The following is a 24,548-nucleotide window of genomic DNA, read 5'->3' on the forward strand; positions in this document are numbered from 1 at the left end:
AAAAGGGCCGGGGGGCGCCTGGCGGCACCCCCCGGCGTTGCGGTTGATCAAAGGCCTCCGAGGGTCGTCATCATCGCGCCGATGGATCCGATCGGATAGGACTGGTTCCGCACCGTGACGGCCGGGCCCCAGCGCCCCGCGACGGCGAAATCGGAGAAGACGGCGGTGGACAGGTAGTAGGGCGGGATGGTGCCGCCCAGCGCCCCGATGTACTCGACCAGGGCCATCCACTCCTTGAGCTCGACCACCGGGGCGACGGGCCCGCTGGCGTTGATGCGGTAGGCCATGGCCGCGGCCAGGTTGGCGGCGGACACCGTGGTGGCGTCCCCCGCGGTCCCCTTGGCGTAGGCCGTGATGTCCACCCCGAACTTGGACTTCGCCGCGCCCATCATCAGCACGGCATAGAGGTCGCCGGCCACGCGGTAGCGGGTGGCGGGGGCGAGGTCGAGGGCGGGGGCGCCCATGCAGGTGGCGTCGGCCGCGGCGAAGGCCGAGATCTGGCCGATGGCGCCGATGGCCATGTTGAAGATCTTGGTGTTGAGGGTGATGCTGCCCGTGGCGGCGTCGGTGGCGCCCTTGGTGGCGACGTCCCCCAGAACCTGCAGGTTCGTGCCGATCTGGGTCTGGGTGAGGGTGGCGGCCGGGTCGTTCAGGGCGACCATGGCCGTGGCGTAGGCGTTGCCGCCGGCCATGGCGGTGAGGAGCGCCGTGGGATCGCCGGTGGCGCCCAGGGCGGCCAGGGCCTGGTAGGCCGCGCCGGCGGCGGCGACGGTGGCGGCCTTGGACTGGACCACGGAGAGCACGGCGGCGGCGGTGGCGTACTTGAAGTACAGGTAGGACCCGGGGCCGTCCAGCGCGTAGGTGAGGCCGGAGAGGTTCAGGTAGTAGTCCGAGGGGGTGAGGTTGCACTGGCTCAGGAGCTGGAGGGCGCAGACCTTCTGGAGGTCCTCGGTGGTGAGGTAGATGGACATCAGGGGGTAGCCCACCGGGATGGCCTGGGTGGTGTCCGGGGAGATGCCCAGGGGCAGCACGTTGTAGGCGTTGGCGAAGGAGATGGGGCCGGCGCCCAGGTAGTCGCGGATGACGCCTGTGGCCACGACGCCCGCCGTGTAGGGGGTGGTGTCGTAGCCTCCGGCCTGGAGGGCCGCGACGGCCTGGGCCTGGGTCAGGGAGTACTTCGTCATGGTCCCCGCGACGGCGGCGGAGATGATGCCGTTGGGAACGTTGCGCACGGAGTCCGCTGCGAAGTCGCCCAGCCCGTTGGGGCAGCGCACGGGGTTCTGGTCGTTGGAGCGCATGTCCTGGGGGGTGGTGCCCACCACCTTGTAGATCCCCGTGGTCAGGTCGGTGGCGTTGTAGGTGTATCCCGCCTGCGAGCCGAAGAGGGTCGTGAACAGGGAGCCCAGCCCGTAGTTGAGCTGGGAGTCCGCCTGGGCCACGAACACGGACTGGGCGGGGTCGCGCACGGGGTTGACCGCCAGGGCCGTGAGGCTCGCGTCGGTCATGGCCTTGTTGGAGGAGGCGACCAGGGTGGTCGTCCTGGAGGCGAAGTTGTAGGTGAGGTCGATGCGGGCGACGTTGGTGGTGTAGGCGCCGGCGCAGATGATCTGGGTGGTCCAGGTCTTGCCCGCGACGGCGGTGGCCTGGGCGAAGTTCGCCTTGGTGTCCGGGAAGGCGTTGTGGGTGTGGCCGGAGGCGATGACGTCGATGCCGGTGGTGTTCTTGGCCAGGTTCACGTCCTCGCCGGTGACGGCGTTGATGTTGGAGGAGTCCGTCCCCGCGTGGGAGAGGGCGATGACCACGTGGCAGCCCTGGGCGTTGCGGAGGTTGTCCACCAGGTTCTGCACCAGGGCGTAGTTCTTGCTGTAGTCGGTGAAGGTCACCGGGGCCGAGGCCGGGGCCGCCGCGGCGGCCTCCGTGCCCATGAGGCCGATGAAGCCGATCTTCAGGCCCGAGGCGTAGGTCTTGGTGTAGGTGGGGGTGATGGCCGTGCCCATGAAGGGGGCCAGGTCCGCGTTCCCGTTGAGCACCGTGTTGGAGGCGACGATGGGGGTGTGGTAGCCGAACTTGGCCTGGGACTGGGCGAGGGCCGACGCGAGGCCCAGGGGGGTGTAGTCGAACTCGTGGTTGCCCAGGGTCACGCAGTCGTAGCGCAGCGTGTCGATGAAGAAGGTGGCCAGGGGCTGGGACCCGATGGTGAGGTCGTACAGCGTGCCCATGGTCCAGTCGCCCGAATCCACCAGCACCACGGAGGTCCCGGCGGGCGCCCCGGCCCGCACGGAGTTCACGTAGCTCGCGACCCGCGCGTAGGAGCCCACGGGGCCCGGGCTGGTGGCCGACATGGGCCCGAAACCGTTGGCGTGGTCATGGACGTCCGTGGTCTGGAGGAGGATGACCTTGGCGTCGCCGGCGAGGGCGCCCTGGCCGGCGAGTTTTTCGGGGGAGGAAAGCGAGCAGCCTACGAGCAGTACGGTGAGGATGCTCCCGGCGGCCAGCGAAACGACATTCCTTGGCATGGATGGCTCCTGTCCGTTAGAAATGGAAATCGACGCCGATGGCGAGGATGTAGTATTCCTTGTTGTATTCCTTGGTCGGCGCGATGGTGACGCCCTGCGTGGCGTAGGATGCCGCCAGCTGCCGGTCCCCGGCGTCCGCGTTCTTGTACTTGTTCTGGAAGGCCGTGTGGGCGAGGCCCACGTTGATCTTCATGCGCTTCGAGGCCGAGTACTGGAAGCCGACGCCCTCGGACATGTAGTTGGCGTGGGCGCCCGGAACGCTGATGTCCATGGTGGATTCCTGGCGCTGCCCGATCTGGTTCAGGTTGACCCCGAAGCTCACAAGCCATTTGGGATTGATCTGGTACTCGAAGGCCGCCGACTCCTCGTAGGTGTTCCGGTAGGCCCGGGAGGCCTTGATTCCGAACTGCACGTTGTCGAGCGCGCTGAAGTCGACGTCCTTTTCCAGGTAGGCGTTGGCCCCCATGGATAGCCGCAGGGCGGGCGTCAGCTGGTAGCCGAAGCCCAGGCGCACCACCTGGGGCAGGTCGAGGTGGGCCTTGGCGCCGTCCTTGAAGAGGCCGCCGCCGTCCTTGCCGTCGTGCACGGTGGTCTTGAAGTTGAGCGAGGTGCCCATCTCATAGGTCAGATTCAGCACGGCCTTGTCGTTCGGGTAGTAGTTGAAGCCGAATTCGGCCGAGAACCCCGTGGCCTTGTCGACCTTGTCGATGACCAGGCGGTTGTGGGTCCTCAGGTCATGGTTGAACTGGTTGTAGGTGCAATAGCCGTCCACACTGCCCACCGTGGCCTGCTGGGACGTCACGAACCGCCCCGCCGCGGCCACCGAGAACTTCGGGTTGACCTGGATGGCGCCGCCGATCCGCACGGCGATGTAGGCGGAGGAGCCCTTCAGGTAGGAGTTGGAGGGGAAGTAGGCGGTGCCCAGGCCCGCCGCAAGACCCGCGGCCTGGGCCTGGGTGGGGGTGGCGCCGCCGGCCAGAGCCGCGGCGATGGCGTCGGCGCCGATGACCTGGGAGTACTCTGTCTGGCCATAGCCCGCCAGCTGCTTGCCCATGAGGTCGAGGGTGGGCAGCCCGCCCTTCCATTCCCGGATGGCCGTGGCCCCGAGGGTCTCCACGCCCAGGAAGGCCGCCCAGGTGTCCTTCTTGTACGCCAGGTAGAAGTTGGGGACGATCAGGACCGGGTTGTCGGAGGTGTAGGTCCTGTCCCCCACCGCCGGGTTCCCGATGGTGCGCACCGTGGCCTTCTGGAAGATCATCTGGTCGCTGAAGTTGAAGGTCCAGCCGTCCTTGAGCCGGGTGGTGCCGGCCATGTTGTAGTAGACGATGTCCGCGTTGTCGATCGCGCTGTTCCGGTCGAACATTCGGATGTATTCCGCGCTCTGGTTGCTGTTGTAGAAGATCCCGCCGGCCGCCGCCGGGGGCATCAGGCCGAGGATCAGCGAGGAATAGAGCAGACCTCTCTTCATTAACGTACCTCCTGTGTGGGATCCGGACTAAGGGGGATTGATGCTGTTTCAGGTCAAGGGCAGCCCAGGGCCTGCCGTTGGAGGGACATGGAAAAACGAGTGGTTGGGTGGATGCTAGACCTGCCCGTACCGCCCGTCAAACCTTTGTTTGGGATGCCATTCCTAAGCTTAGGCATTTCAGCTTGACGGCGTCCGTCCGCAGCTTCCAGAATCCGGTGAGTCCAAAGCTTGCGAGGCACCATGGCGATGCGCGATCCCGAATCGGCCTGGCAACCCTATTCCGCCTACCCCGGAACGGACGCCGGCGTCCTGGTGTCCCACGGGTTCACCGGCAGCCCCGCCAGCGTGATCCACCTGGCCCGGCGCCTGGCCGAGGCCGGCTTCAACGTGGAGTGCCCCCGCCTCACGGGACACGGCCTCCACTGGCAGGACCTGGCCACCGCCACCCGGGAGGACTGGCTGCGGGACCTGCGCGACGCGATGGAGCGCCTCAAGGCCCGGAGCCGCATGGTCTTCGTGACGGGCCTTTCCATGGGGGGGACCCTGGCCCTGCGCCTGGCCCAGACGGACCCCGCCATCCGGGGCGTGGCGGTGGTCAACCACGCGCTGGTCTTCGGCAATCCCCTGGTCCCCGTGGCCTTCCTCCTCAAGCACCTCGTGCGCTCCACCCCCGCCATCGCCTCGGACATCCTGGATTCGGGCATCAGCGAGCCCGGCTGCGACCGCACCCCCACCGCAGGCGTGGAGCAGGTGTACCGCCTGGCCCGGGAGGTGCGGGCGGACCTGCCCGCGCTCCGCCAGCCCCTGCTGGTCTTCAAGTCCCGGGAGGACCACGTCCTGCCGGCCCGGAACGCCCCCATCACCCTCCTGGAGGCCGGTTCCGCCGACAAGGAACTGGTGTGGCTGGAGCATTCCTACCACGTGGCCACCATGGACCACGACAAGGAACTCATCGCAGACAAGTGCATCGCCTTCTTCACCCGCCTTTCCCGGGAGGAACCATGATCCGCAAGGCCGCCATCGCCCTCCTCGCACTCGGTCCCGCCCTGGCTGGGATCACCGTCGGCCAGAAGCTCCCCGAAGCCGAAGTGGCCGACAAGGGCGTCATGGTCCTGGACGGCAGGTCCATCGCCTATCGCCCCTGGAAGGCCTCGGAAACCAACGGCCGGATCCGCACCCTCTACCACCTCGCCGCCCGCATGGGCATCGACGACATCAACAAGCCGTACATCGACGCCCTCATCGCCGCCAGGCTCCCCGAGACGCTTCCGGACAGCCCCTACAAGACCATCACGGTCCTGAACCTCTCCGAGGCCAACTGGGTCACCCACGGCGTCGGGGTCGGCCGCCTCGAGAAGAACCAGAGGGACACGCCCTACGCCATCTTCGTGGCCGACGAGAAGGGCGCCGCCAGGGCCGCCTGGGGCCTGCTGCCGGGGCAGTCGGCGGTCATCGTGCTGGACCGGGACGGGACGGTGCTCTTCTTCAAGGAAGGGAAGCTTTCGCCCGAGGAGATCCGGAAGGCCGTGGGACTCATCCAGGACAGGCTGAAATAGGGCTCACCATACGGAGAGGTGGATCTCCGCCACCCCCCGCATGCGGTCCAGCCGCACCGAGCGCCCGCCGGGGTCCCGCAGCCACCCGGTGTACTCCCCGAAGAACTGCCGGAAATTCACCTTCAGGAAGGGCACCCGGGTCCGCTCCCCCCGCTCCCCCAGCGGCCGGAACCGCAGGTCCACCTGGCCGTCCTCGGTGAAGACGCGCCAGTCCTCCCCCCGCGGGTCCGCGGGGTCGTAGTCGAAGACCACCTGGGCCAGGCGGATCCGCTTGGCGCCCACCCAGAAGGCGTTCTCGGGGTAGAAGGACTCGTTCACCAGGGCGGCGAAATTGGCGCCCACCGGGGTGCCGTCCGGCAGGATCCCGGCCAGGGCCGACCAGAGCCAGTTGCTGTGGCGGTTGAAGAAGCCGGCTGACCAGTCGTACACGGCGGCCGCCTGGGCGAGGGGGCCCGCCCGCTCGACGCCGTCGAAGGTCACCGACAGGGCCTCCGGCAGGAGGGGGGCGCACTTCTCGGTGAAGGTGAAGCGGTTGGGGTCCCCGCAGCTGGGGTTCACCACCCGAAGGGGCTTGTTCGCGAAGCCGTAGGGGAACCGGCCGCTCACGGCCAGGCGCTTCCCGAAGCGGGCCTCCACCTCCAGCCGCTCCCGGCTGTGGGACTTGGCCAGATCGAGGCTGCAGCTGCGGCTCCGGTAGCGGATGGCGCCCTCGTCGGGGTCCAGGGGGAAGTCCAGGCGGCCCGGGAGGTCCTTCACGGTGTGCTCCCAGAAGTCCCCGGTGCGGAAATCGAAGAAGAAGCCGAAGACGTTGGCCACGTAGCCCAGGCGCACGGCTGCCAGGCCCGCCAGGCAGCCGTCCCCCAGGATGCCCAGGTAGCTGAAGGCCCCCAGGGCCATGCGCCTTCGCAGCCGGCCCGCCCTGCGCCCGAAGAAGGTCCGCAGGGGGAAGGCCTCGTGGTTGAAGTCGACCGGCCCGTCCAGGCAGCCGTAGCCGACCTTCCCGTTCTCCCCGATGAGCGTGTGCATGACGGACCCTTTTCCCCCAGTCTACGCCGCGCCCGTGGAATTCCATTGACTGTTTCAGGGAAGGGATTAACTTGTCTATACAAGTGTTGTCCGTACAAGTTGCAGGGAGCCGCCGCCATGATCAGGAAGACCCTCGCCGCCAGCATCCGGGACGCCCTCCGGGCCCGGATCGCCGACGGCGTCTGGGAGGACCGCCTCCCCTCCGAGCCCGAGCTGGTCAAGCTCTTCGAGGCCAGCCGGGAGACCGTGCGCAAGGCCCTGGGGATGCTGGAGGCCGAGGGCCTCATCTACCGCATGCACGGCAAGGGCACCTTCGTGGAGGCGCCCATGAGCTTCAACCCGCTCTCGGGCACCCTCTCCATCACGGAGGAGCTGGCCCGCACCCGCCACCCGGTGCGCAACACCGTCCTGGAGTCGGGCTGGATCGCCCCGGACCGCATCTCCTCCCCCTTTCTCCGGAGCTTCTTCGAGGGGGCCCCGCGGGTCTTCCAGGTCAAGCGCCTCCGCCTGGTGCGCAGCGACGTGCTGGCCGTGGAGACTTCGTACTTCCGGGAGGGGGACTTCCCCGGCATCGAGACGGCGGATTTCTCCGGTTCCCTCCACGGGCTCATGAGCGGACGCTTCGGCCTGGCCCCTGACAGGGTGCGCAACCGGTTCCATGCCCTGGACTTCCGCATCAAGGAGGAGCGGGAGGCCGCCCGGGCCCTGGGCAGCCGCCAGGCCATCCGGGTGGAACGGGCCCTGGTGCTGAAACGGGAGGTCTACTACGCGGTGAGCTTCACCCTGCGCACGGACCTCCATCCGCTGGAGTTCATCCAGCTGCCCGGCAGGACCGGGGAGGGGGTGCTGTGAGCCGCGGCGACGATTTCCACACCGCGGGCACGGGCCTGGCCTGGTCCGCCCTCGAGCGCCCCGGCGCCCTGGACCGGGCCGCCAGCCTGGACTTCGACCTGGTCATCATCGGCGGCGGCATCACCGGGGCCGGCATCGCCCGGGAGGCCGCGCTCCGGGGGATCACCTTCCTCCTGGTGGACAAGGAGGACTTCGCCTTCGGCACCTCCTCGCGCTCCTCCAAGCTGGTGCACGGGGGCATGCGCTACCTGGCCCAGAAGGAGTGGAAGCTGGTGCGCGAGTCCACGACGGAGCGGAACTGGCTCCTGGCGGCCCTGCCCAACCTGGTGCGGCCCCTGGGCTTCCACTACTGCGCCTACCTCGGCAGCAAGGACAGCCCGGGCCGCGTGAAGGCCGCGCTCCGCCTCTACGACCTCCTCTCCAACGCCTTCTCCCGCTACCGCATCCCCCGCCACCGGATCCTCACGCCGGCCCAGCTGAACGAGCGCGAGCCCGGCGTGCGTTCCGAGGGCATGGTCCTCGCCGGCCTCTACTACGACGCCAACGTGGACGACGCCCGGCTCGTGGTGGAAGTGCTCAAGGAAGCCCGGGACTTCAGCGGGGGGCGCTCGGTGGCCCTGAACTACGCCGAGGCCGCGGGCATCCTCGTGGAGGACGGGAGGGTCCGGGGCGTCGAGATCCGTGACCGCCTCTCGGACCGCGCCTTCACCGTGAAGGCCGGCTGCGTGGTGAACGCCACCGGGGTCTGGACGGGAGAGCTCGCGGGCCCCGAGATCCGGCCCACCAAGGGCGTGCACCTGGCCATCCCCAACGCGCGCCTGGGCAACCGGGAGGCCTTCATCCTCCGTTCCCTGGACGACGGGCGGAACTTCTTCGTGCTGCGCCGGGGCGACATCAGCCTCATCGGCACCACCGACACCGACTACCAGGGACCCCTGGACGCGCCCTTCTGCACGAAGGAGGACGCGGACTACCTCCTGCGCACCGTCAACATCCGCTTCCCCGGGGCGAACATCACGTACGACGACATCCTCTCCACCTACGCCGGCATCCGGCCCCTGGTGAAGGACGGGGGCGCCACCGCCTCCGCCGTGAGCCGCCGGCACGTCATACGGGATCCCGGCACGGGCCTGGTGGCCATCGCCGGGGGCAAGCTCACCACCTTCCGGGTCATGGGCTGGGACGTGCTGAGCCACTGCTCCCGCCAGGGCTACCTCCGCCCCCTCAAGGGCCGGGAGAGGCACCGGAACTTCTCGCGCCGCCCCCTGAAGGCGGGCGTCACCTGGGAGGCCTTCGGGAAGGTCCTGGCCGGCCTGGGGCTGGAGGGCCTCCTGCCCGAGGCCACCCTGCGCCACCTCCACCAGCAGTACGGCCACGGCGCCGTGGCTATCCTCGCCGAGGTCAAGGCGGACCCGCCCTCCGGGCTGCCCCTGCTGGAGGGCCACCCCTTCTGCGAAGCCGAGCTGCGCCACATCCTGGCCTTCGAGAACGCCCCCACCCTCATGGACCTGATGCTGCGCCGCACCGAGATGCAGCTCACCGTCTCCCACCGCCTCCAGGAGGCCCTCGCCTCCAGGGTTGCGGCGGTGGCGGGAAGCTTCTACGGTTGGGACGAACCCCGCACGCAACGAGAGATCGCGACCTACCTGGACTACATCCGGAAAACCATCTTCTTCCAGCAGGCAGCCCATGGATGAAACGCTTCTGGCCCTGGATTGCGGAACGCAGAGCCTCAGGGCCATGCTCTTCGCCAAGGACGGCACCCTCCTGCACAAGGTGAAGATCGAGTACGAGCCCTACACGAGCCCCCGCCCCGGCTGGGCCGAGCAGGACGCCGAGCTCTACTGGAAGAGCCTCTGCGAGGCCGTGGGCACCCTGAAGCTGGAGGCCCGGGAGGCCTTCGACGCCGTGCGCGGCGTGGGGGTCACCACCCAGCGGGACACCATGGTCTTCCTGGACCGGCAGGGCCTCCCCCTGCGCCCGGCCATCACCTGGCTGGACACCCGCAAGGCCCGCTCGGTCTACCGGCCCATCTGGTTCAAGCGCCTGGCCTTCTGGGCCGTGGGCATGCTGGAGGCGGTCCAGAAGACCCAGAAGGAGTGCCGGGCAAGCTGGGTGCGCCAGGAGCAGCCGGACATCTGGGCCCGAACCACCAAGGTCCTCCAGGTCTCGGGTTTCCTGAACCACCGGCTCACCGGCGCCTACCGGGACTCCGTGGCCAACCAGATCGGCCATATCCCTTTCAACTACAAGAAGATGCGCTGGGCCCGCAAGGGCGAGCTGCCCTACCTCCTCTTCCCCATCGAGCGCGCCCTGCTCCCGGAGCTCCTGCCCGCGGGTTCCCTGCTGGGCACGGTGACGGCCGGCGCCGCCCGGGCCACGGGCCTTCCCGAGGGCCTCCCCGTCGTCGCCTGCGCCTCCGACAAGGGCGCCGAGACCGTCGGCATCGGCTGCGTCGGGGAAACCATGGCCAGCCTCTCGCTGGGCACGACCGCCACGGTCCAGACCAGCAGCCCGCGCTACTTCGAGCCGGTGGCCTTCATGCCCCCCTACCCCGCCGCCATGGCCGGGCACTACAACCCCGAGGTGGAGATCTTCCGGGGCTACTGGATGATCTCCTGGTTCAAGCGGGAGCTGGCGCCGGTGGAAGTGAGCGAGGCCGCCGAGGCCGGGGTCCCCCCGGAAGTGATCCTCGACCGGTTCCTGCGGGAGGTGCCCGCGGGGTCCATGGGCCTGATCACGCTGCCCCACTGGGGCCCCAGCCTCAAGCTGCCCTGGACCAAGGGCGCCATGGTGGGCTTCGGGGACGTCCACACCCGCGGCTACATCTACCGGTCCTTCCTGGAGGGCCTGGCCTTCGGCCTGCGGGAGGGCCTGGAGCGGATCGAGAGGGCCGGGGGCAGGCGGATCACCCGCATCGGCATCTCCGGCGGCGCCACCCAGTCCGGGGAGATCTGCCAGCTCACCGCCGACATCCTCGGCCGGGAGCTCACCTCGGGCGAGACCTTCGAGACCGCGGGCCTGGGCGCCGCGGCCATCACCGCCGTGGGCGTGGGCCTCTACCCGACCCTGCCCGACGCGGTGGCCGCCATGGTCCGCCACGGCCACGTCTACCGCCCCCGGCCCGCCGAGGCCGCGCTCTACGACAGGCTGTACCGGAGGGTCTACCGGAAGCTCTACGCCCGGCTCAAGCCCCTGTACCAGGAGATCCGGTCCATCGTGAACTATCCGGCGAGGGCCTCCGATGAAGACTGATCCCCAGCCCCCCTGGATCCACGAGGCGCCCCCCCCGGGCTCCTGGCGCTCCCTGCTCAAGTGGGGCGCCCCGGGGGAATTCAAGCACCCCAACCCCCGGCTCTTCGGCCTCATGAAGACGACCTTCGGCATGTGCGACGCGGACTTCCGGGCCCCGGGCCGCACCGGGGAGGGCCGGGTGGACCTGGACCCCCCCTGCGGGCTCGCCGCCGGCGACCTCGAGGCCTTCCGGGCCCTCCTGGGGGCAGGCGGCGTCGCCACGGACGGCCTCGCCCGGCTCCGGGCCGCCTACGGCAAGACCATGCTCGACCTCCTGCGCCTTCGGGAGGGCATCGCCGAGAACCTCCCGGACGCCGTGCTCTTCCCCCGCAACCGCCACGACGTGGCCCGCATCGTGGAGCTCTGCGCGGGCCGCGGCATCGCCGTGACGGCCCGGGGCGGCGGGTCCTCGGTGACCCGGGGGCTGGAGTGCCCCCGCGGCGGGGTCTCCCTGGACCTCACCCGGCACATGCACAAGGTCGTCGCCTTCAGCGAGACCGACCAGACCGTCACCGTCGAGGCCGGCATGTACGGCCCCGAGCTGGAGAAGCTCCTCAACGGCGCGCCCGGGCTCTTCGGCGCCACCCGGCGTTACACCTGCGGCCACTTCCCCCAGTCCTTCGAGTTCTCCACCGTGGGCGGCTGGGCCGTGACCCGGGGCGCCGGGCAGAACTCCACCTACTACGGCAAGATCGAGGATCTGGTGCTGGCCCAGGAGTGCGTCACTCCCGCCGGCGTCCTGCGCACCGCCTGCCACCCCGCCGCGGCCACCGGCCCCGACCTGGACCAGCTGCTCCTGGGCAGCGAGGGCGCCTTCGGGATCGTCACGGAGGTCACCCTGCGCGTCTTCCGGCTCCTGCCGGAGAACCGCCTCCGCTTCGGCTACATGTTCCCGGACTGGCCCGGCGCCTGCCGGGCCGTGCGGGAGATCCTCCAGTGCGAGGCCGGGTTCCCCTCCGTCTTCCGCCTGTCGGACCCGGAGGAGACCGACGTCGCCCTCAAGCTCTACGGGGTGGAGAGCCCGGCGGCCAACGCCCTGCTGGGCCTGTGGGGCCTGCGCCCCGGGAAGCGCTGCCTCCTGCTGGGCTCCACCGACGGGGAGCGGGGCTACGCTCGCAACGTCCGCAGGGCCGTGGGGCGCATCGCCAGGCGCTTCGGCGCCCTGCCCACCACCGGCCTGGTGACCCGGGCCTGGGAGCACGGGCGGTTCCGGGACCCCTACCTGCGGGAGGACCTCCAGGACTTCGGCATCATGACCGACACCCTGGAGTGCTCGGTCACCTGGGACAGCCTGGAGCGGGTGCACCGGGAGGTGCGCGCCTTCTGCAAGGCGCGGCCCGGCACCCTCTGCATGACCCACATGTCCCACTGCTATCCCCAGGGGGCGAACCTCTACTTCATCTTCATCACCCGCATGGACGCCATCCCCGACTACCTGGCCTACCAGGCCGGGATCCTGGACGCCATCCGCGCCCAGGGCGCGGCCCTCAGCCACCACCACGGCATCGGGCGCATGACGGCGCCCTGGCTGGAGGGCCAGCTGGGACCCGCGCACATGGACCTCCTGCGCGCCATCAAGCGCCACTGCGACCCCGGGGGCATCCTGAACCCCGGAGGCACCCTGGGCCTGGACCTCCCGGAGGACCAGCGGCGGTAGACTGCTTCCCATGTGGAACCCCGCCGGCTACCTCCGCTTCGAGCAGGAACGCACCCGCCCCTCCCGGGACCTCTGCGCGCGCATTCCCGCCGCGGCCCCCGCTTCCGTCCTGGACACGGGCTGCGGCCCCGGGAACAGCACCCAGGTCCTGCGGGAGCGCTGGCCCGGCGCCCGGGTCACGGGCATGGACAACTCCCCCGAGATGATCGCCGCCGCCCGGAGGAACGATCCGGAAGGCGACTGGGTCCTCGCGGACCTGGCGGACTTCGGGGGAGGACCCTACGACGTGGTCTTCTCCAACGCCGTCCTGCAGTGGCTTCCGGACCACCACCTGCTCCTGCCCCGCCTCATGGACCTGGTGGCCAGGGGCGGCCACCTGGCGGTGCAGATGCCCACCGGCAAGGATTCCCCCGCGCGCCTGGCCATGGAGAAGGCCGCCGCGCACCCGCGGTTCGCGGGGCGCCTGCCCGGGGCCGAGCCGACGCTCACCTTCAAGGACCCCGGCTTCTACTACGACCTCCTGGCCCCCCTGGCCACGCAGGTGGACCTCTGGGAGACCACCTACCACCACGTCCTGCCCGGCCACGAGGCCGTGGTGAAGTGGTTCGAGACCACCGGCATGCGCCCCTACCTGGAGCGCCTGGAGCCCGGGGACCAGGCCTTCTTCAAGGAGCTGGTCCTCGAGGGCGTCCGGGAGGCCTTCCCCCTGAGCCGGGACGGGAACCTGCTCATGCCCTTTTTGCGGCTGTTCTTCGTGGTCCAGAAATAAGACCTATTCATCGTCAAAATAGAATATGAAATGAGGGATGTTAGTTTTTTTCAAAATTGATGTTTGCACATGCAATAACCTGCGGGTAGCTTGAAGAACCAAGATCTTCAAGATTTTGCTAATCGATGGATCCCGGAATCCCGATCAGCACTTCATAGCACCCTTCCAGGAGTACCCCGGGCCATGGTCAAACGTGTGCGTTTCAGGTTAATGATTAGATCATTAATTCAGAAGCTCCCCGCCGGGCTCGTCCTGCTGCCCCTCCTGCCGATCCTCCTGGCCGTGGGCTGCGGAAGCGGCTCCGCCGCCGCCAAGGGGAACTACCACCCCAAGGGCTGGCTGGGCGTCCATCAGGGGCAGGCCCTGGCCGACCTCGCCCGCTGCAGGACCTGCCACGAGATGACCGTCCTCAAGGTGGGCAGCAGCATCCCCAACTGCATGACGGCGGACTGCCACCACGGCACCGTTCCCGGCTTCAGCCTGGCCGCCTCCCACGGCCTGCGGGCCAAGTCCGCCCAGGACGCCACGGGCGGGGGCCTCGCGTCCTGCCAGACCTGCCACGGGGCGGACTTCGCCGGCGGCGGTTCCGCGGTGTCCTGCAAGAGCTGCCACGGCGTCCCCGCGCCGCACCCCGCCAGGCCCTGGAATGATGCGGCCGGCCTCACCCACAGCACCACCGATCCCGCCAACGCCGCGGTGTGCGCCCAGTGCCACCTGGCGGGTTCGGCCAGCAATCCCGCCGGGCATCCCGCCCAGTCCGCGGCCGCCGGCGCCGTGCCCTCCTGCTTCAACAACACCCTGTGCCACGGCGCGGCCGCCGCGCCCCACCCGCTGGGAGCCGCGTGGCGCGACGCCGCCAGCAGCGCCTTCCACGGCTTCCAGGCCAAGCAGAACCTGGTGTACTGCCAGTCCTGCCACGGCATTCCCGGCACCACGTCCTTCGGCGGCGGCTCCGTCTCCACGGCCTGCTCGGCCTGCCACACCGCGGCGGGGGCCCACTCCACCGTCTGGAGCGCGGCGCCCGTGGACACCTTCCCGGGCTACGTGCCCTCCCACCGCAACGCCCAGAACCGGGACCTGGCCTGCCCCCTCTGCCACGACTACACCCGGGGCCGCACCGCGCCGCTGCCGGCCGCTCCCAGCTGCTTCGCCGCTTCCTCCAACGCCGTGGCCTGCCACGCCAACGGCCCCGGCCAGGCCAACCACCCGGTGCCCTTCCAGGGTTCGCTCCACACCGCGGCCACCCAGACCTCCTTCAGCGCCGACTGCGCCACCTGCCACGCCGTGACGGGCGCTTCCCCGCTGACGGGCGCGCCCAGCTGCGCCACCTGCCACGTGGCCGGTTCGCCCCTGGCCCGGACCTCCTGCACCTCCTGCCACGGCAGGCCCCCCACGGGGACCTCCTTCCCCGACGTGGCGGGCTCCCACGCCATTCACGAGGCCCTGGCGGGGGTGACGGGCCTGTGCTCCACCTGCCACAACACCTACGACTCCGGCTCCCTGGAGCACTACAACCGCGCCAACGCCAGGCCGGGCCTGGGCACCGCCACCCAGCCCGCACCCGTGTCCCTGCTGGCGAGCTTCAACGCCAAGGCCGGCACCGCCGCCCTCAATCCCACGGCGCTCACCTGCTCCAGCGTGAGCTGCCACGGCGGCATCCCCACCCCGGCCTGGGGCAGGGCCACCATCGACGTCAACTCCGATCCCGGCTGCCGCCAGTGCCACCAGGTGGGCACGGCCCAGGCCACGCCCGAGAACAACGCCGCCTGGTCCGGCCTCCACAGCTTCCACCTGGCCTCCGGCGTGGGCGCCCTGTGCACCGACTGCCACGGCATGGCCAACGGCACGCCCGGGGCCGCCAACCACTTCGCCCACCTGGACACGCCCCAGATGGAGGGCCCCGCCAGCGACACCATCCTCCTGCTGGGGAGCACGGCCAACACCTACGACCCGGTCAACCAGAACTGCACCGTGACCTGCCACAGCCACGTGCACGCCGCCTCCTCCTGGAAGGGCGGCCCCAGCCACCCGGTGCCCTACCTGGGCACGGGCCACACCGGCGCCGGCAGCCAGACCGCCTTCAACGCCAACTGCTCCAGCTGCCACGCGGTGACGGGCACGTCCCCGGTGTCCACGGCGCCCCTGTGCAGCGTCTGCCACCAGGCGGGCTCCCCGCTCACGGTGGCCAACTGCGCCTCCTGCCACGGCAGGCCCCCGGCGGCCGCCGCCTTCCCCGACGTCGCCGGGGCCCACGCCAGGCACAATGCCCTCGCGGGCGTCGCCGCCCAGTGCGGGGTCTGCCACACGAACTACGACGCCGGGACCCCGAACCACTACACCTACGCCAACGCCCGCCCCGGCGCCGACACGCTCCGGGTGCCGCCCGCGCCCACGGGCTTCTCGCCCACCTACAACGCGAAGGCCGGCGCCGCAGCCTTCGCTCCCGCCACCCTCACCTGTTCCAACGTGAGCTGCCACGGGGCCCTGTCGGCACCCAACTGGCGAACCGGGACCCTGGACTCCGCCGGGGCCACGGGCGACGCCGGCTGCCGCGCCTGCCACTCCCGGGGCACGTCCCTGGGCGTGCCGGAGAACAACAGCTACTATTCCGGCCACCACGGCACGCACCTGGGTTCGGAGGTGGCCGCCAAGTGCACCGACTGCCACGCCATGGCCAACGGCACGCCCGGGGCCCTGGCCCACTTCACCCGCCTGAACACCGCCGCCATGGAAGGCCCGGCCGGCGACACGATCCAGTACCTGGGCAGCCGCTCGGTCTACAACGCGTCCAACCGCACCTGCACCCTCACCTGCCACGGCGAGAACCACGCCAACCGGTCCTGGTAGGCCGCATTCCAAGGAGATTCCATGCCCTTCCCACGCCTCGCTCTCCTCGTCCTCCTCTGCGGAGCGTCCCTGGCCGCCCAGAGCAGGAAGGAGGCCCCGCCCTTCGGCGGCGACTACCCCAAGTACTGGCTGGACGTGTGCGCCCGCTGCCACGGCGTGAACGGCAACGGCCGCGACAACGCCGGCCAGCAGCTGCCCGACAACGGCTTCGATTTCACCGACAGCCGCAAGGCCGGGCGGAAGAAGGATTCCGACTGGGTCCGCATCACCCTGGAAGGCAAGGAGAAGATGCCGGCCTTCAAGGGCAAGATGACCCCCGAGCAGGCCCAGAAGATGATCACCGACATCATCCGTCCCTTCGGCGCCAAGCACTAGGAGGCTGTCCATGACCCCATGCCTGCGAACCGCCGCCCTGTGCCTGGCCTCGAGCCTCCTCTTCGGCGAGTCATCCGAATACCCCCTGGGGGTCAACCTGCCCACGGGCGACATGATGCAGTTCTGGGACCTGGGGATCGCCTTCACCCACCGCTTCTCCACGCCCGCCTCCGGCCACGGCAAGGACGCCTACGGCCTGGACGGCTACGCCTATCCGGGCTTCGGCGTGGACTTCGGGTTCAAGCCCGTCAAGGGCCTCAACGTGATCCTCTACCGCACGGCGGACAACAAGACCTTCACGTTCGCCCTCCAGCAGCGGCTCCTCAACGCCGACGTCGTGCGCATGGCCCTCCGGGCCGAGCGGTTCGACGAGGTGGTCAGGCGCACCGAGACCCCCCTCGGCACCGTGGGCCTCACCGGCGCCGCCTGCCAGCTGCCCACGGAATTCTTCCTCGGGGACTTCGGGATCCTGACGGTGGTTCCCACCTGGCTGAGCCGCACCACCACCCAGAAGAAGGCCGTCTTCACGGCGGGAGCGGGACTGCGCATCGATTTCACCGACAAGCTGGGCTTCGTGGCCGAGTACTACCCGCGCCCCCCGAAGATCGACAAGGCCTTCAAGCCGGGCTACGCCGCGGGCTTCACCTACAAGACCTTCAAGCACCGGTTCACCCTGGTGGGCACCAACACCTCGGGCACCACGGCCAACCAGGTCCTGTCCGGGGACTACGGCGGGGGCGCGCGCTCCACGGGCCAGTGGGCCCTGGGGTTCAACGTCGCCCGGACCTTCTGAGTGATGGGAAGCGCGCTCTTCGAGATCTTCTCCCGCGAACACCCCGCCCTGGTGCACGTGCCCCTGGGCATGGTCGTGGTGCTGCCGGTCATGATGGTGGCCGCCCACCGCTCCCGCTACCCGCAGACCTGGCGGCGCATGGCCTTCCGGGTCGCCCTGCTGGCCCTGGGGGGGAGCCTGCTCACCCTGCTGAGCGGCTTCTACTGGGCCCGGCTCCTCAACCTCATCCCCACGGGCGCCTTCCTCCCGGTCGTGGCCTCCCAGGGCCAGGCGCTCCAGCGCATCCTGCGCACGCACGAGCTCACGGCCCTGGCCGGCTTCGGCGTGGGGCTCCTGAACCTCCTGCTGCTGCGCAAGTCCTACCACGAGCCCGACCGCATGCGGTGGACCACCGCGTGCCTGGCCGGGACCATCCTGTGGGCGGGCACCTGGGGCTACGTGGGCCGGCTGGGCGGGGTCATGGTCTTCGGCAGCGCCGAGACCAACAAGGCCGCGGCCGACGCCATCAACGCCAAGAAGAACGACGCCGAGGCGGAGCTCCCCGTCCGGGCCCTGGACTATGCCAGCCTGGAGCCGCTGCAGGCCGCCCCCTTCCGCAGCAGGGCCCACGGGGACCGCCTGGCCCGCACCTGGGTCACCGCCTCGGGAAGCGACGCCCTTGCGGCCGGCAAGGCCCTGCCCGTGGGCGCCTATGCGGTCATGAGCACCGAGGCCAAAGGCGGCCCGGGGCCCCTTTTCATGCGGGAGGCCAAGGCCGACGGAACCCAGGCCTTCGCCCTCTACTGGCCCCGGATCCCGGAGGCGGACCGCAAGGACTACGGCGGGGAGGACTTCGTCTACTGGCGCAGCCCGGCCCGGGGGCTGGAGACCTGTGCCGGGTGCCACGCTAGGTAATCGCCGGGGCATCTGGGATCATGGTCCCATCCCCCCGCGAAGGAACCCCCCATGGATCTGATGGCCTACATCCGCGCCCTGCCCAAGGCGGAGCTCCACCTGCACATCGAAGGAACCCTGGAGCCGGAGATGATGTTCGAGCTGGCCCGGCGCAACGGCGTCGCCCTGCCCTACGCCAGCGTCGAGGCAACCCGGGCGGCCTACGCCTTCCACGACCTGCAGTCCTTCCTGGACGTCTACTACGCCGGGGCCGCGGCCCTGGTGCGCGAGGAGGACTTCTTCGACCTGGGCACGGCCTACTTCCGCCGGGCCGCGGCGGACGGGGTGGTGCACGCCGAGTTCTTCTTCGACCCCCAGACCCACACCGCCCGGGGCATCCCCTTCGCCACGGTGCTGGACGGCCTGGAACGGGCCGCGGCCCTGGCCCGGCGTGAGCTGGGCGTCAGCTCCCGGCTCATCCTCTGCTTCCTGCGCCACCTGCCCGAGGAGGAGGCCTTCGCGACCCTGGAGGAGGCCCGTCCGCACCTCCACCGCATCCACGGGGTGGGTCTGGACTCCTCGGAAGCGGGCCACCCCCCGTCGAAGTTCGCCCGGGTCTTCGCGCGCGGCCGGGAGCTGGGACTTCGCGCCGTGGCCCATGCGGGGGAGGAGGGCCCCGCCGCCTACATCACCGAGGCCCTGGACCTGCTGGGCGCCGAGCGCGTGGACCACGGGGTGCGCTGCCTGGAGGACCCGGCCCTGGTGGAGCGCCTGGCCCTCGCCAACACCCCCCTGACGGTGTGCCCCCTGTCCAACCTGAAGCTGAAGGTGTTCCCCGGAATGCCGTCGCACAGCCTCAAGCGCATGCTCGACGCGGGCCTCCGCGTCACCATCAACTCCGACGACCCCGCCTACTTCGGCGGCTACGTGGCGCAGAACTACCTGGAGACGGCCGAAGGCCTGGGCCTCACCCGCGCCGACCTGGCCGCCGTGGCGCGCAACAGCCTTCTGGCCAGCTTCGTGACGGACGCGGAACGGGCGCCCTGGCTCGCGGCGCTGGAGGCGCTCTAGACTTTCAGGTGGCCCCTGCCCAGCAGGCCCTGCGCCTGCAGCACGGCGCGGATCTGCCCCTCCGAGAACGGCTTTTCCAGGAAGCCCCCGACCCCCAGGGAGCGGAAGGTCTCCAGGGCCTCGTCCTCCATGCGGCCGCTGGAGACGATGATGGGGATGGCCGGCAGGAGCCGCCTCAGGGCGCGGACGAAATCCAGGCCGTCGAGGGCCGGCATGTGCAGGTCGGTGATCACGCCGTGGAGGACCTTCCGGTGGTCCTCGGCGCGCATCAGGCCGTCCACGCCGTCCACGGCGGTCACCACCTCGAAACCCAGGCGCCTGAGGACGATGGCCGCCATGGTGAGCACCCCGGCCTCGTCGTCCACCACCAGGAGGGTCCTCCCCTCCCCGGACTGCGCTGCCCCGGGCGCCTGGACCTGCCATTCGTGGTAGCCGGGGCGGGCCAGGGGGAAGTGCACCCGGAAGGTCGTGCCGTGGCCGGGTTCGGTCAGCACCTGGAGGAAGCCCTCGTGGCCCTTCAGAATGGCCACCACCGTGGCGAGCCCCAGGCCCGTGCCCTTGTCGATGGGCTTGGTGGAGAAGAAGGGGTCGAAGATCTTGGAGAGGATCTCCGGAGGAATGCCCGTTCCGGTATCCCGCACGTCCAGGACGAGGTAGGGTCCCGGCCTGGAGGCAGGGAGGGCGTCGGGGACGGGGCCCGCCACCTCCTGGACCCGGGCCTCGAGGGTCAGCCTCCCGCCGTCGGGCATGGCGTCCCGCGCGTTGACGCAGAGGTTCAGGAGGACCTGGTTGACCTGGGTGGCGTCCCCCCACAGCGGCGGCAGGTCGTCCCGGCCGATCAGCTCGACCTGGATGTTCTTGGGGAAGGTGCTTTTCAGGAGGCCGGCCAGTTCGGCGAGGATGAGACCGCTCTGGATGGGTTCCTTGACACCCTCGGTGCCCCTGGCGAAGGCCAGCAGCTGTCTCACCAGGGCGGCCCCGCGCTTGGCGCTGGCCTCCAGCAGGTCCAGGACGGCCGAAGGGGCATCCGGGAACTGCTCCCTCAGCGCCTCCACGCCCATCAGGATGGGCGTGAGCGCGTTGTTCAGGTCGTGGGCCACGCCGCCGGCCAGGGTCCCCAGCGCCTCGATGCGCTGGGACCGGTGCACGGCGAGGTCCTGGAGCCGGCGCTCCGTGATGTCCCGGGCGAGGTAGATGAACCGGGGCGACTCCCGGGCGGGGGTCACGTACTGGATCTTGATCTCCACCGGGATCTCGTGTCCGTCCTTGTGCCGGTGCGTGGTCGTCAGCTGCAGGGAGGGCGATTCCCCCGCCGCCAGCTGGGCCAGGTACGCGTTGAAACCCTCGGCCTCCTCCCCGGGCAGGAGCTCGGGCGCGGTCCTGGCGAGCAGTTCGGCCCTCGTGTAGCCCGTCTGGCGCACGGCGCCTTCGTTGACGTAGGTGAACCGGAGGGTGCCGGGCTCGAAGACGAAGGCGCCGTCCTCCGTGGCGTCGAGGGTCGCCAGCGCCTGGCGGACCTCGGCGGTGCGCGCCTCGACCCGGCGCTCCAGGTCGGAATTGAGGGAGCGCAGGAGGTGCTCGCTCTCCACCAGGGCCCCCTGGGAAAGCCGCAGGGCCGTTTCGGCGTCCTTGAGCAGGGTGACGTCCCGGGCCGTGGCGTACATGGAGCCGTCGGCCACGGGCACCGAGCGCCAGGAGAGCCACCGCCACGAGCCGTCCTTGTGAAGGTACCGGTTCTCGAACTGGAGCACCTTCTCGCCCAGGCGCACCTGCCGCTCCACCTCCCGCAGCGTCGCCTCCCGGTCATCGGGGTGCACGAGGTCCAGGAACGGCCGGGTGAGGAGTTCCTCCATGCTCCAGCCCAGGGTCTCGGTGAACGCCGGGCTCAGCCGCTTGAAGTAGCCGTCGGCATTGGAGATGCAGAGCATGTCCAGGGACAGGGTGAAGAAGCGCTCCCGCTCAGCTTCCGCCCGCCGCTGGCGGACCCGGCTGCGCCCCGAGGTCTCCGACAGCCAGGCCAGGATGGTCGTGATGGCGATGAAGAGCCCCATGCCCAGGAGGCCCATGCCGTCCCGCACCGGCTCGAGTCCGGCGAACCAGGGCAGGCCCCAGAGGACCACGGCGCAGGACAGGGCGGTGGCGGCCAGGCCCGCGCGCATCCCCCCGTAGAGCGCCGCGAGGATGACCGCAGGGTAGAAGGTCAGCCAGATGAGGTGCCCGCCCAGGGCGTGCAGGGGCCAGACCCGGGCCAGTCCGGCGAGGAGGACCAGGCCGGCGCCGAGGCCGTAGGGCATCCATTTCGAGCGTGGCGACAGCAGGGAGACCATCGTATTTTTCCTATCCCGCCCCCAACGGCGCATGGAAAGGAAGGGACTTCCAGGGCAGGGATTCTACCCTGATTCGAGGATGCGTCCCAATCTCGTTTTATGCTTGTCCGTGCTGTCGCTCGCCCTAGGCCTTGGGCATGACCCCGTCCACGCCCTCGACGTAGTAGTTCATCTTGTCCAGGTCCTCGTCGGAGATGTTCTTCCCGGCGGGCACGCGCACCGTCCCGGCCTGGTCCACCACGGGCCCGGCGAAGGGATGGAAGGTGCCGGCGCTGATCCGGTCGCGCAGCTTGAGGATGGAGGCGCCCAGTTCCTTGGGGACCTTGGGGCCGAAGGGGGCCAGGGCGATCATGCCCTTGTTGAAGCCGCCCCAGACGTTCTCGGACTTCCAGGTGCCGGCCAGCGCGGCCTTGACGGTCTTCGTGTAGTAGTCGCCCCAGAGGTGCACGAGGCTGGTGAGGGTGGCCTTGGGGCCGAACTGGGCCTCGTCGGAGTTGTAGCCGAACACGCCGATGCCCTTCTCCTCCGCGGCCTGGATGACGGCGGTGGAGTCGGTGTCGTGGGTCATCATGTCCGCGCCCTGGGTGATGAGGGTGAGGGCGGCCTCGCGCTCCTTGCCGGGATCGAACCAGGAGTTGGTCCAGATGACCTTGACCTTGGCCTTGGGGTCGACGCTGCGCATGCCGCGGGTGAAGGCGTTGATGCCCATCACCACCTCGGGGATGGGGAAGGCGGCGACGATGCCCGCGGTGTGGGTCTTCGTGAGCCTGCCGGCCATGACGCCGCAGAGGTACCGGGCCTCGTAGAACCGGGCGTTGTAGACGCCGACGTTGGGGGCCGTCTTGTAGCCGGTGGCGTGCATGAACACGGTGCCGGGGTAGGCCTTGGCCACGGCGAGCGTGGGGTTCATGTAGCCGAAGGAGGTGCAGAACACCACCTTGCAGCCGGACCTGGCCATCTCGCGGATGACGCGCTCGGAGTCGGCGCCCTCGGGCACGTTCTCCACGAAGGACGTGGTGACCTTCCCGCCCAGGTCCTTCTCCATCTGCCGGCGGGCCACGTCGTGCTGGAAGGTCCAGCCCGCGTTGCCGACGGGGCCGACGTACACGAAGCCGATCTTGGCGGGGGCCGCTGCGGGCGGGGCTCCCAGGAGACTGGCGGAGGCGACCAGGGCCGCCGCGCCGAGGGCCTTCTTGACAAGCGGATGTCGATTCATGGGAGCACCTCCTGGATGGGGCGGGCAGGGATGGGGATGGGTATCCCACTACCTTGCCCCTGGACGGGCCCCCTGTCGATCCTGTACGTTTAGCTATCTTGTCACGAGGTATGCCCATGCGATGGACCCTGCCCCTCCTCTGCCTCTGCCTCGCGGGCGCCGTCTCCGCCGCCGACCGGGTCACCGGGCGCGCCTTCGCCACCCGGTCCGAGGTGGCGGCCCAGCACGGCATGGCGTGCACCAGCCAGCCCCTCGTGACCCAGATCGCCCTGGACATCCTCAAGGCGGGGGGCTCCGCGGTGGACGCGGCCATCGCCGCCGACGCGGCCCTGGGGCTCATGGAGCCCACCGGCGCCGGCATGGGCGGGGACCTCTACGCCCTGGTGTGGGACGCCAAGGCGAAAAAGCTCCATGGGCTCAACGCCAGCGGCCGGTCGCCCCGCTCGCTCACCCTGGAGCACTTCCAGAAGCTGGGCCTCAAGCACATCCCCCCCACCGGCCCCCTGCCGGTGTCGGTGCCCGGCGCGGTGGACGGCTGGTTCATGCTCCACGGCCGCTTCGGCAAGCTGCCCATGAAGGCCCTGCTGGCCCCCACGATCCGCTACGCGGAGGAGGGCTTCCCGGTGTCCGAACTCATCGCGTACTACATGGGGCGCAGCATGAATTCGCTGGGCCGGTATCCCGGCTTCCGGGAGACCTTCTCCGTGGACGGCCAGCGGGCCCCCGCCTCCGGCGAGGTCTTCCGCAATCCCCGGCTGGCCAGGACCCTGGCCCTGGTGGCCGAGGGCGGCCGGGACGCCTTCTACAAGGGCGGCATCGCCCGGAAGATCGACGCCTACATGAAGGCCCAGGGCGGCTTCCTTGGCTACGAAGACCTGGCCTCCCACCACGGCGACTGGCTGGACCCCGTGAGCGTGAACTACCGCGGCTACGACGTGTGGGAGCTCCCCGGCAACGGCCAGGGCATCGCCGCGCTCCAGATGCTGAACATCCTGGAAGGCTATGACTTCTCCAGGATCCCCTTCGGCAGCCCCCGCCACCTGCACCTGGCCGCCGAGGCCAAGAAGCTGGTCTTCGAGGACCGGGCGAAGTTCTACGCGGACCCCGACTTCGTGAAGGTGCCGGTGCAGGGCCTGCTCTCCAAGGCCTACGCCGCCCAGCGCCGGGCCCTCATCCGGGAGGACCGGGCCGCCAGGCGCCTGGAGGCCGGCAACCCCGCCCTGAAGGAAGGCGACACCGTCTACCTCACCGTGGCAGACGCCGAAGGCAACATGGTGAGCCTCATCCAGAGCAACTACCGGGGAATGGGCAGCGGCATGACCCCCGGGGACCTGGGCTTCTGCCTCCAGGACCGCGGGGAGCTCTTCAGCCTCGAACCCGGCCAGGCCAACACCTACGCCCCCGGCAAGCGCCCCTTCCACACCATCATCCCGGCCTTCATCACCAAGGGCGGCGAGCCGTTCCTGAGCTTCGGCGTCATGGGCGGCGAGTTCCAGCCCCAGGGCCACGTGCAGATCGTCATGAACATCGTGGATTTCGGCATGGGGGTCCAGGAGGCGGGCGACGCCCCGCGCTGGGCCCACGAGGGCTCGCCCGAACCCACCGGCGAAAAGGGCCACCTGCCCGGCACCGTGCAGCTGGAGAGCGGATTCCCCCTGGAAACCGTGCGCCAGCTCATGGACATGGGCCACGGCGTGGCCTGGATGCTGGGCGGCTACGGCGGCTACCAGGGGATCCGCCGGGAGCCGCGGAGCAAGGTGTACTTCGGGGCCAGCGAAAGCCGGAAGGATGGCCAGGCGGCGGGTTACTAGCCCGGATCCCAGGCCGGCAGAGCCCGATTGGGCTGGTGTTTTATGTGGATTTTCGGCGTAGGATACAAGGAACCTCCACCAGCCCCATGTAAGGATC

18 protein-coding genes are annotated in these 24,548 nt (G+C 69.9%); 13 read left to right on the plus strand and 5 right to left on the minus strand.

Annotation, left to right across the window (positions count from 1 at the left end):
• Window positions 1-47: 47 nt before the first annotated feature.
• Together ACZ5MC_RS20645 and ACZ5MC_RS20650 are read right to left on the minus strand one after the other, a co-directional pair.
• Window positions 48-2,516: a bifunctional metallophosphatase/5'-nucleotidase gene (locus tag ACZ5MC_RS20645; RefSeq protein WP_464516677.1), complete on the minus strand. Its 2,469-nt coding sequence runs from the start codon at window positions 2,514-2,516 to the stop codon at window positions 48-50.
• A 16-nt stretch (window positions 2,517-2,532) separates the two neighbouring features.
• Window positions 2,533-3,984 carry an OmpP1/FadL family transporter gene (locus ACZ5MC_RS20650; protein WP_306597787.1) on the minus strand — a complete coding sequence of 484 codons (1,452 nt, stop codon included), beginning with the start codon at window positions 3,982-3,984 and terminating at the stop codon, window positions 2,533-2,535.
• Window positions 3,985-4,224: 240 nt separating this feature from the next.
• On the opposite strand from ACZ5MC_RS20650, the gene ACZ5MC_RS20655 reads away from it, so the two are divergent.
• The gene (locus ACZ5MC_RS20655; protein ID WP_306597788.1) at window positions 4,225-4,989 is read left to right on the plus strand and encodes an alpha/beta hydrolase; all 765 of its coding nucleotides are present in this window, start codon (window positions 4,225-4,227) and stop codon (window positions 4,987-4,989) included.
• A complete protein-coding gene (locus ACZ5MC_RS20660; RefSeq protein WP_306597789.1) occupies window positions 4,986-5,540 on the plus strand; it encodes a YtfJ family protein in 555 nt (184 codons plus the stop codon). The genes ACZ5MC_RS20655 and ACZ5MC_RS20660 overlap by 4 nt, the downstream gene beginning before the upstream one ends.
• Before the next feature lie 3 nt (window positions 5,541-5,543).
• Here ACZ5MC_RS20660 and ACZ5MC_RS20665 read toward each other — a convergent pair whose 3' ends face one another.
• On the minus strand, window positions 5,544-6,566 hold the full coding sequence (locus ACZ5MC_RS20665; protein ID WP_306597790.1) for a DUF2804 domain-containing protein: 1,023 nt from the start codon (window positions 6,564-6,566) through the stop codon (window positions 5,544-5,546).
• Window positions 6,567-6,683: 117 nt separating this feature from the next.
• Between ACZ5MC_RS20665 and ACZ5MC_RS20670 the strand changes: the two genes are divergently transcribed.
• The 10 genes from ACZ5MC_RS20670 (at window position 6,684) to ACZ5MC_RS20715 (ending at window position 19,097) form a co-directional block, all read left to right on the plus strand.
• Window positions 6,684-7,418, plus strand: coding sequence for a GntR family transcriptional regulator (locus tag ACZ5MC_RS20670; RefSeq protein ID WP_306597791.1), 735 nt, complete (start codon window positions 6,684-6,686; stop codon window positions 7,416-7,418).
• Window positions 7,415-9,115 (plus strand): glycerol-3-phosphate dehydrogenase/oxidase, encoded by a 1,701-nt coding sequence (locus tag ACZ5MC_RS20675; RefSeq protein WP_306597792.1) that lies wholly within the window; start codon window positions 7,415-7,417, stop codon window positions 9,113-9,115. Before ACZ5MC_RS20670 ends, ACZ5MC_RS20675 begins: the two co-directional genes overlap by 4 nt.
• Window positions 9,108-10,673 (plus strand): FGGY-family carbohydrate kinase, encoded by a 1,566-nt coding sequence (locus ACZ5MC_RS20680; protein ID WP_306597793.1) that lies wholly within the window; start codon window positions 9,108-9,110, stop codon window positions 10,671-10,673. Before ACZ5MC_RS20675 ends, ACZ5MC_RS20680 begins: the two co-directional genes overlap by 8 nt.
• Window positions 10,663-12,369 (plus strand): FAD-binding oxidoreductase, encoded by a 1,707-nt coding sequence (locus tag ACZ5MC_RS20685; RefSeq protein ID WP_306597794.1) that lies wholly within the window; start codon window positions 10,663-10,665, stop codon window positions 12,367-12,369. Before ACZ5MC_RS20680 ends, ACZ5MC_RS20685 begins: the two co-directional genes overlap by 11 nt.
• Window positions 12,370-12,379: 10 nt before the next feature.
• Window positions 12,380-13,138, plus strand: a complete 759-nt coding sequence (locus ACZ5MC_RS20690) for a methyltransferase domain-containing protein (RefSeq protein ID WP_306597795.1) — start codon at window positions 12,380-12,382, stop codon at window positions 13,136-13,138.
• Between the two features lie 210 nt (window positions 13,139-13,348).
• Entirely contained in the window at window positions 13,349-15,985 is a 2,637-nt protein-coding gene (locus ACZ5MC_RS20695; RefSeq protein ID WP_306597796.1) for a hypothetical protein, read from the plus strand.
• Between the two features lie 21 nt (window positions 15,986-16,006).
• Window positions 16,007-16,360, plus strand: coding sequence for a c-type cytochrome (locus ACZ5MC_RS20700; RefSeq protein WP_306597797.1), 354 nt, complete (start codon window positions 16,007-16,009; stop codon window positions 16,358-16,360).
• A 10-nt stretch (window positions 16,361-16,370) separates the two neighbouring features.
• Window positions 16,371-17,153 carry a DUF5777 family beta-barrel protein gene (locus ACZ5MC_RS20705; protein ID WP_306597798.1) on the plus strand — a complete coding sequence of 261 codons (783 nt, stop codon included), beginning with the start codon at window positions 16,371-16,373 and terminating at the stop codon, window positions 17,151-17,153.
• A 3-nt stretch (window positions 17,154-17,156) separates the two neighbouring features.
• Entirely contained in the window at window positions 17,157-18,047 is an 891-nt protein-coding gene (locus ACZ5MC_RS20710; protein WP_306597799.1) for a hypothetical protein, read from the plus strand.
• A 51-nt stretch (window positions 18,048-18,098) separates the two neighbouring features.
• Window positions 18,099-19,097: an adenosine deaminase gene (locus ACZ5MC_RS20715; RefSeq protein WP_306597800.1), complete on the plus strand. Its 999-nt coding sequence runs from the start codon at window positions 18,099-18,101 to the stop codon at window positions 19,095-19,097.
• Here ACZ5MC_RS20715 and ACZ5MC_RS20720 read toward each other — a convergent pair.
• Window positions 19,094-21,424, minus strand: coding sequence for a PAS domain S-box protein (locus tag ACZ5MC_RS20720; RefSeq protein WP_306597801.1), 2,331 nt, complete (start codon window positions 21,422-21,424; stop codon window positions 19,094-19,096). The two genes, ACZ5MC_RS20715 and ACZ5MC_RS20720, sit on opposite strands and share 4 nt — an antisense overlap.
• Before the next feature lie 124 nt (window positions 21,425-21,548).
• Window positions 21,549-22,640, minus strand: a complete 1,092-nt coding sequence (locus tag ACZ5MC_RS20725; protein WP_306597802.1) for a BMP family ABC transporter substrate-binding protein — start codon at window positions 22,638-22,640, stop codon at window positions 21,549-21,551.
• Between the two features lie 110 nt (window positions 22,641-22,750).
• On the opposite strand from ACZ5MC_RS20725, the gene ggt reads away from it, so the two are divergent.
• The gene (gene ggt / locus ACZ5MC_RS20730) at window positions 22,751-24,451 is read left to right on the plus strand and encodes a gamma-glutamyltransferase (protein ID WP_373432528.1); all 1,701 of its coding nucleotides are present in this window, start codon (window positions 22,751-22,753) and stop codon (window positions 24,449-24,451) included.
• Window positions 24,452-24,548 lie beyond the last annotated feature (97 nt).

Source organism: Mesoterricola sp. JemC181, assembly GCF_055384585.1.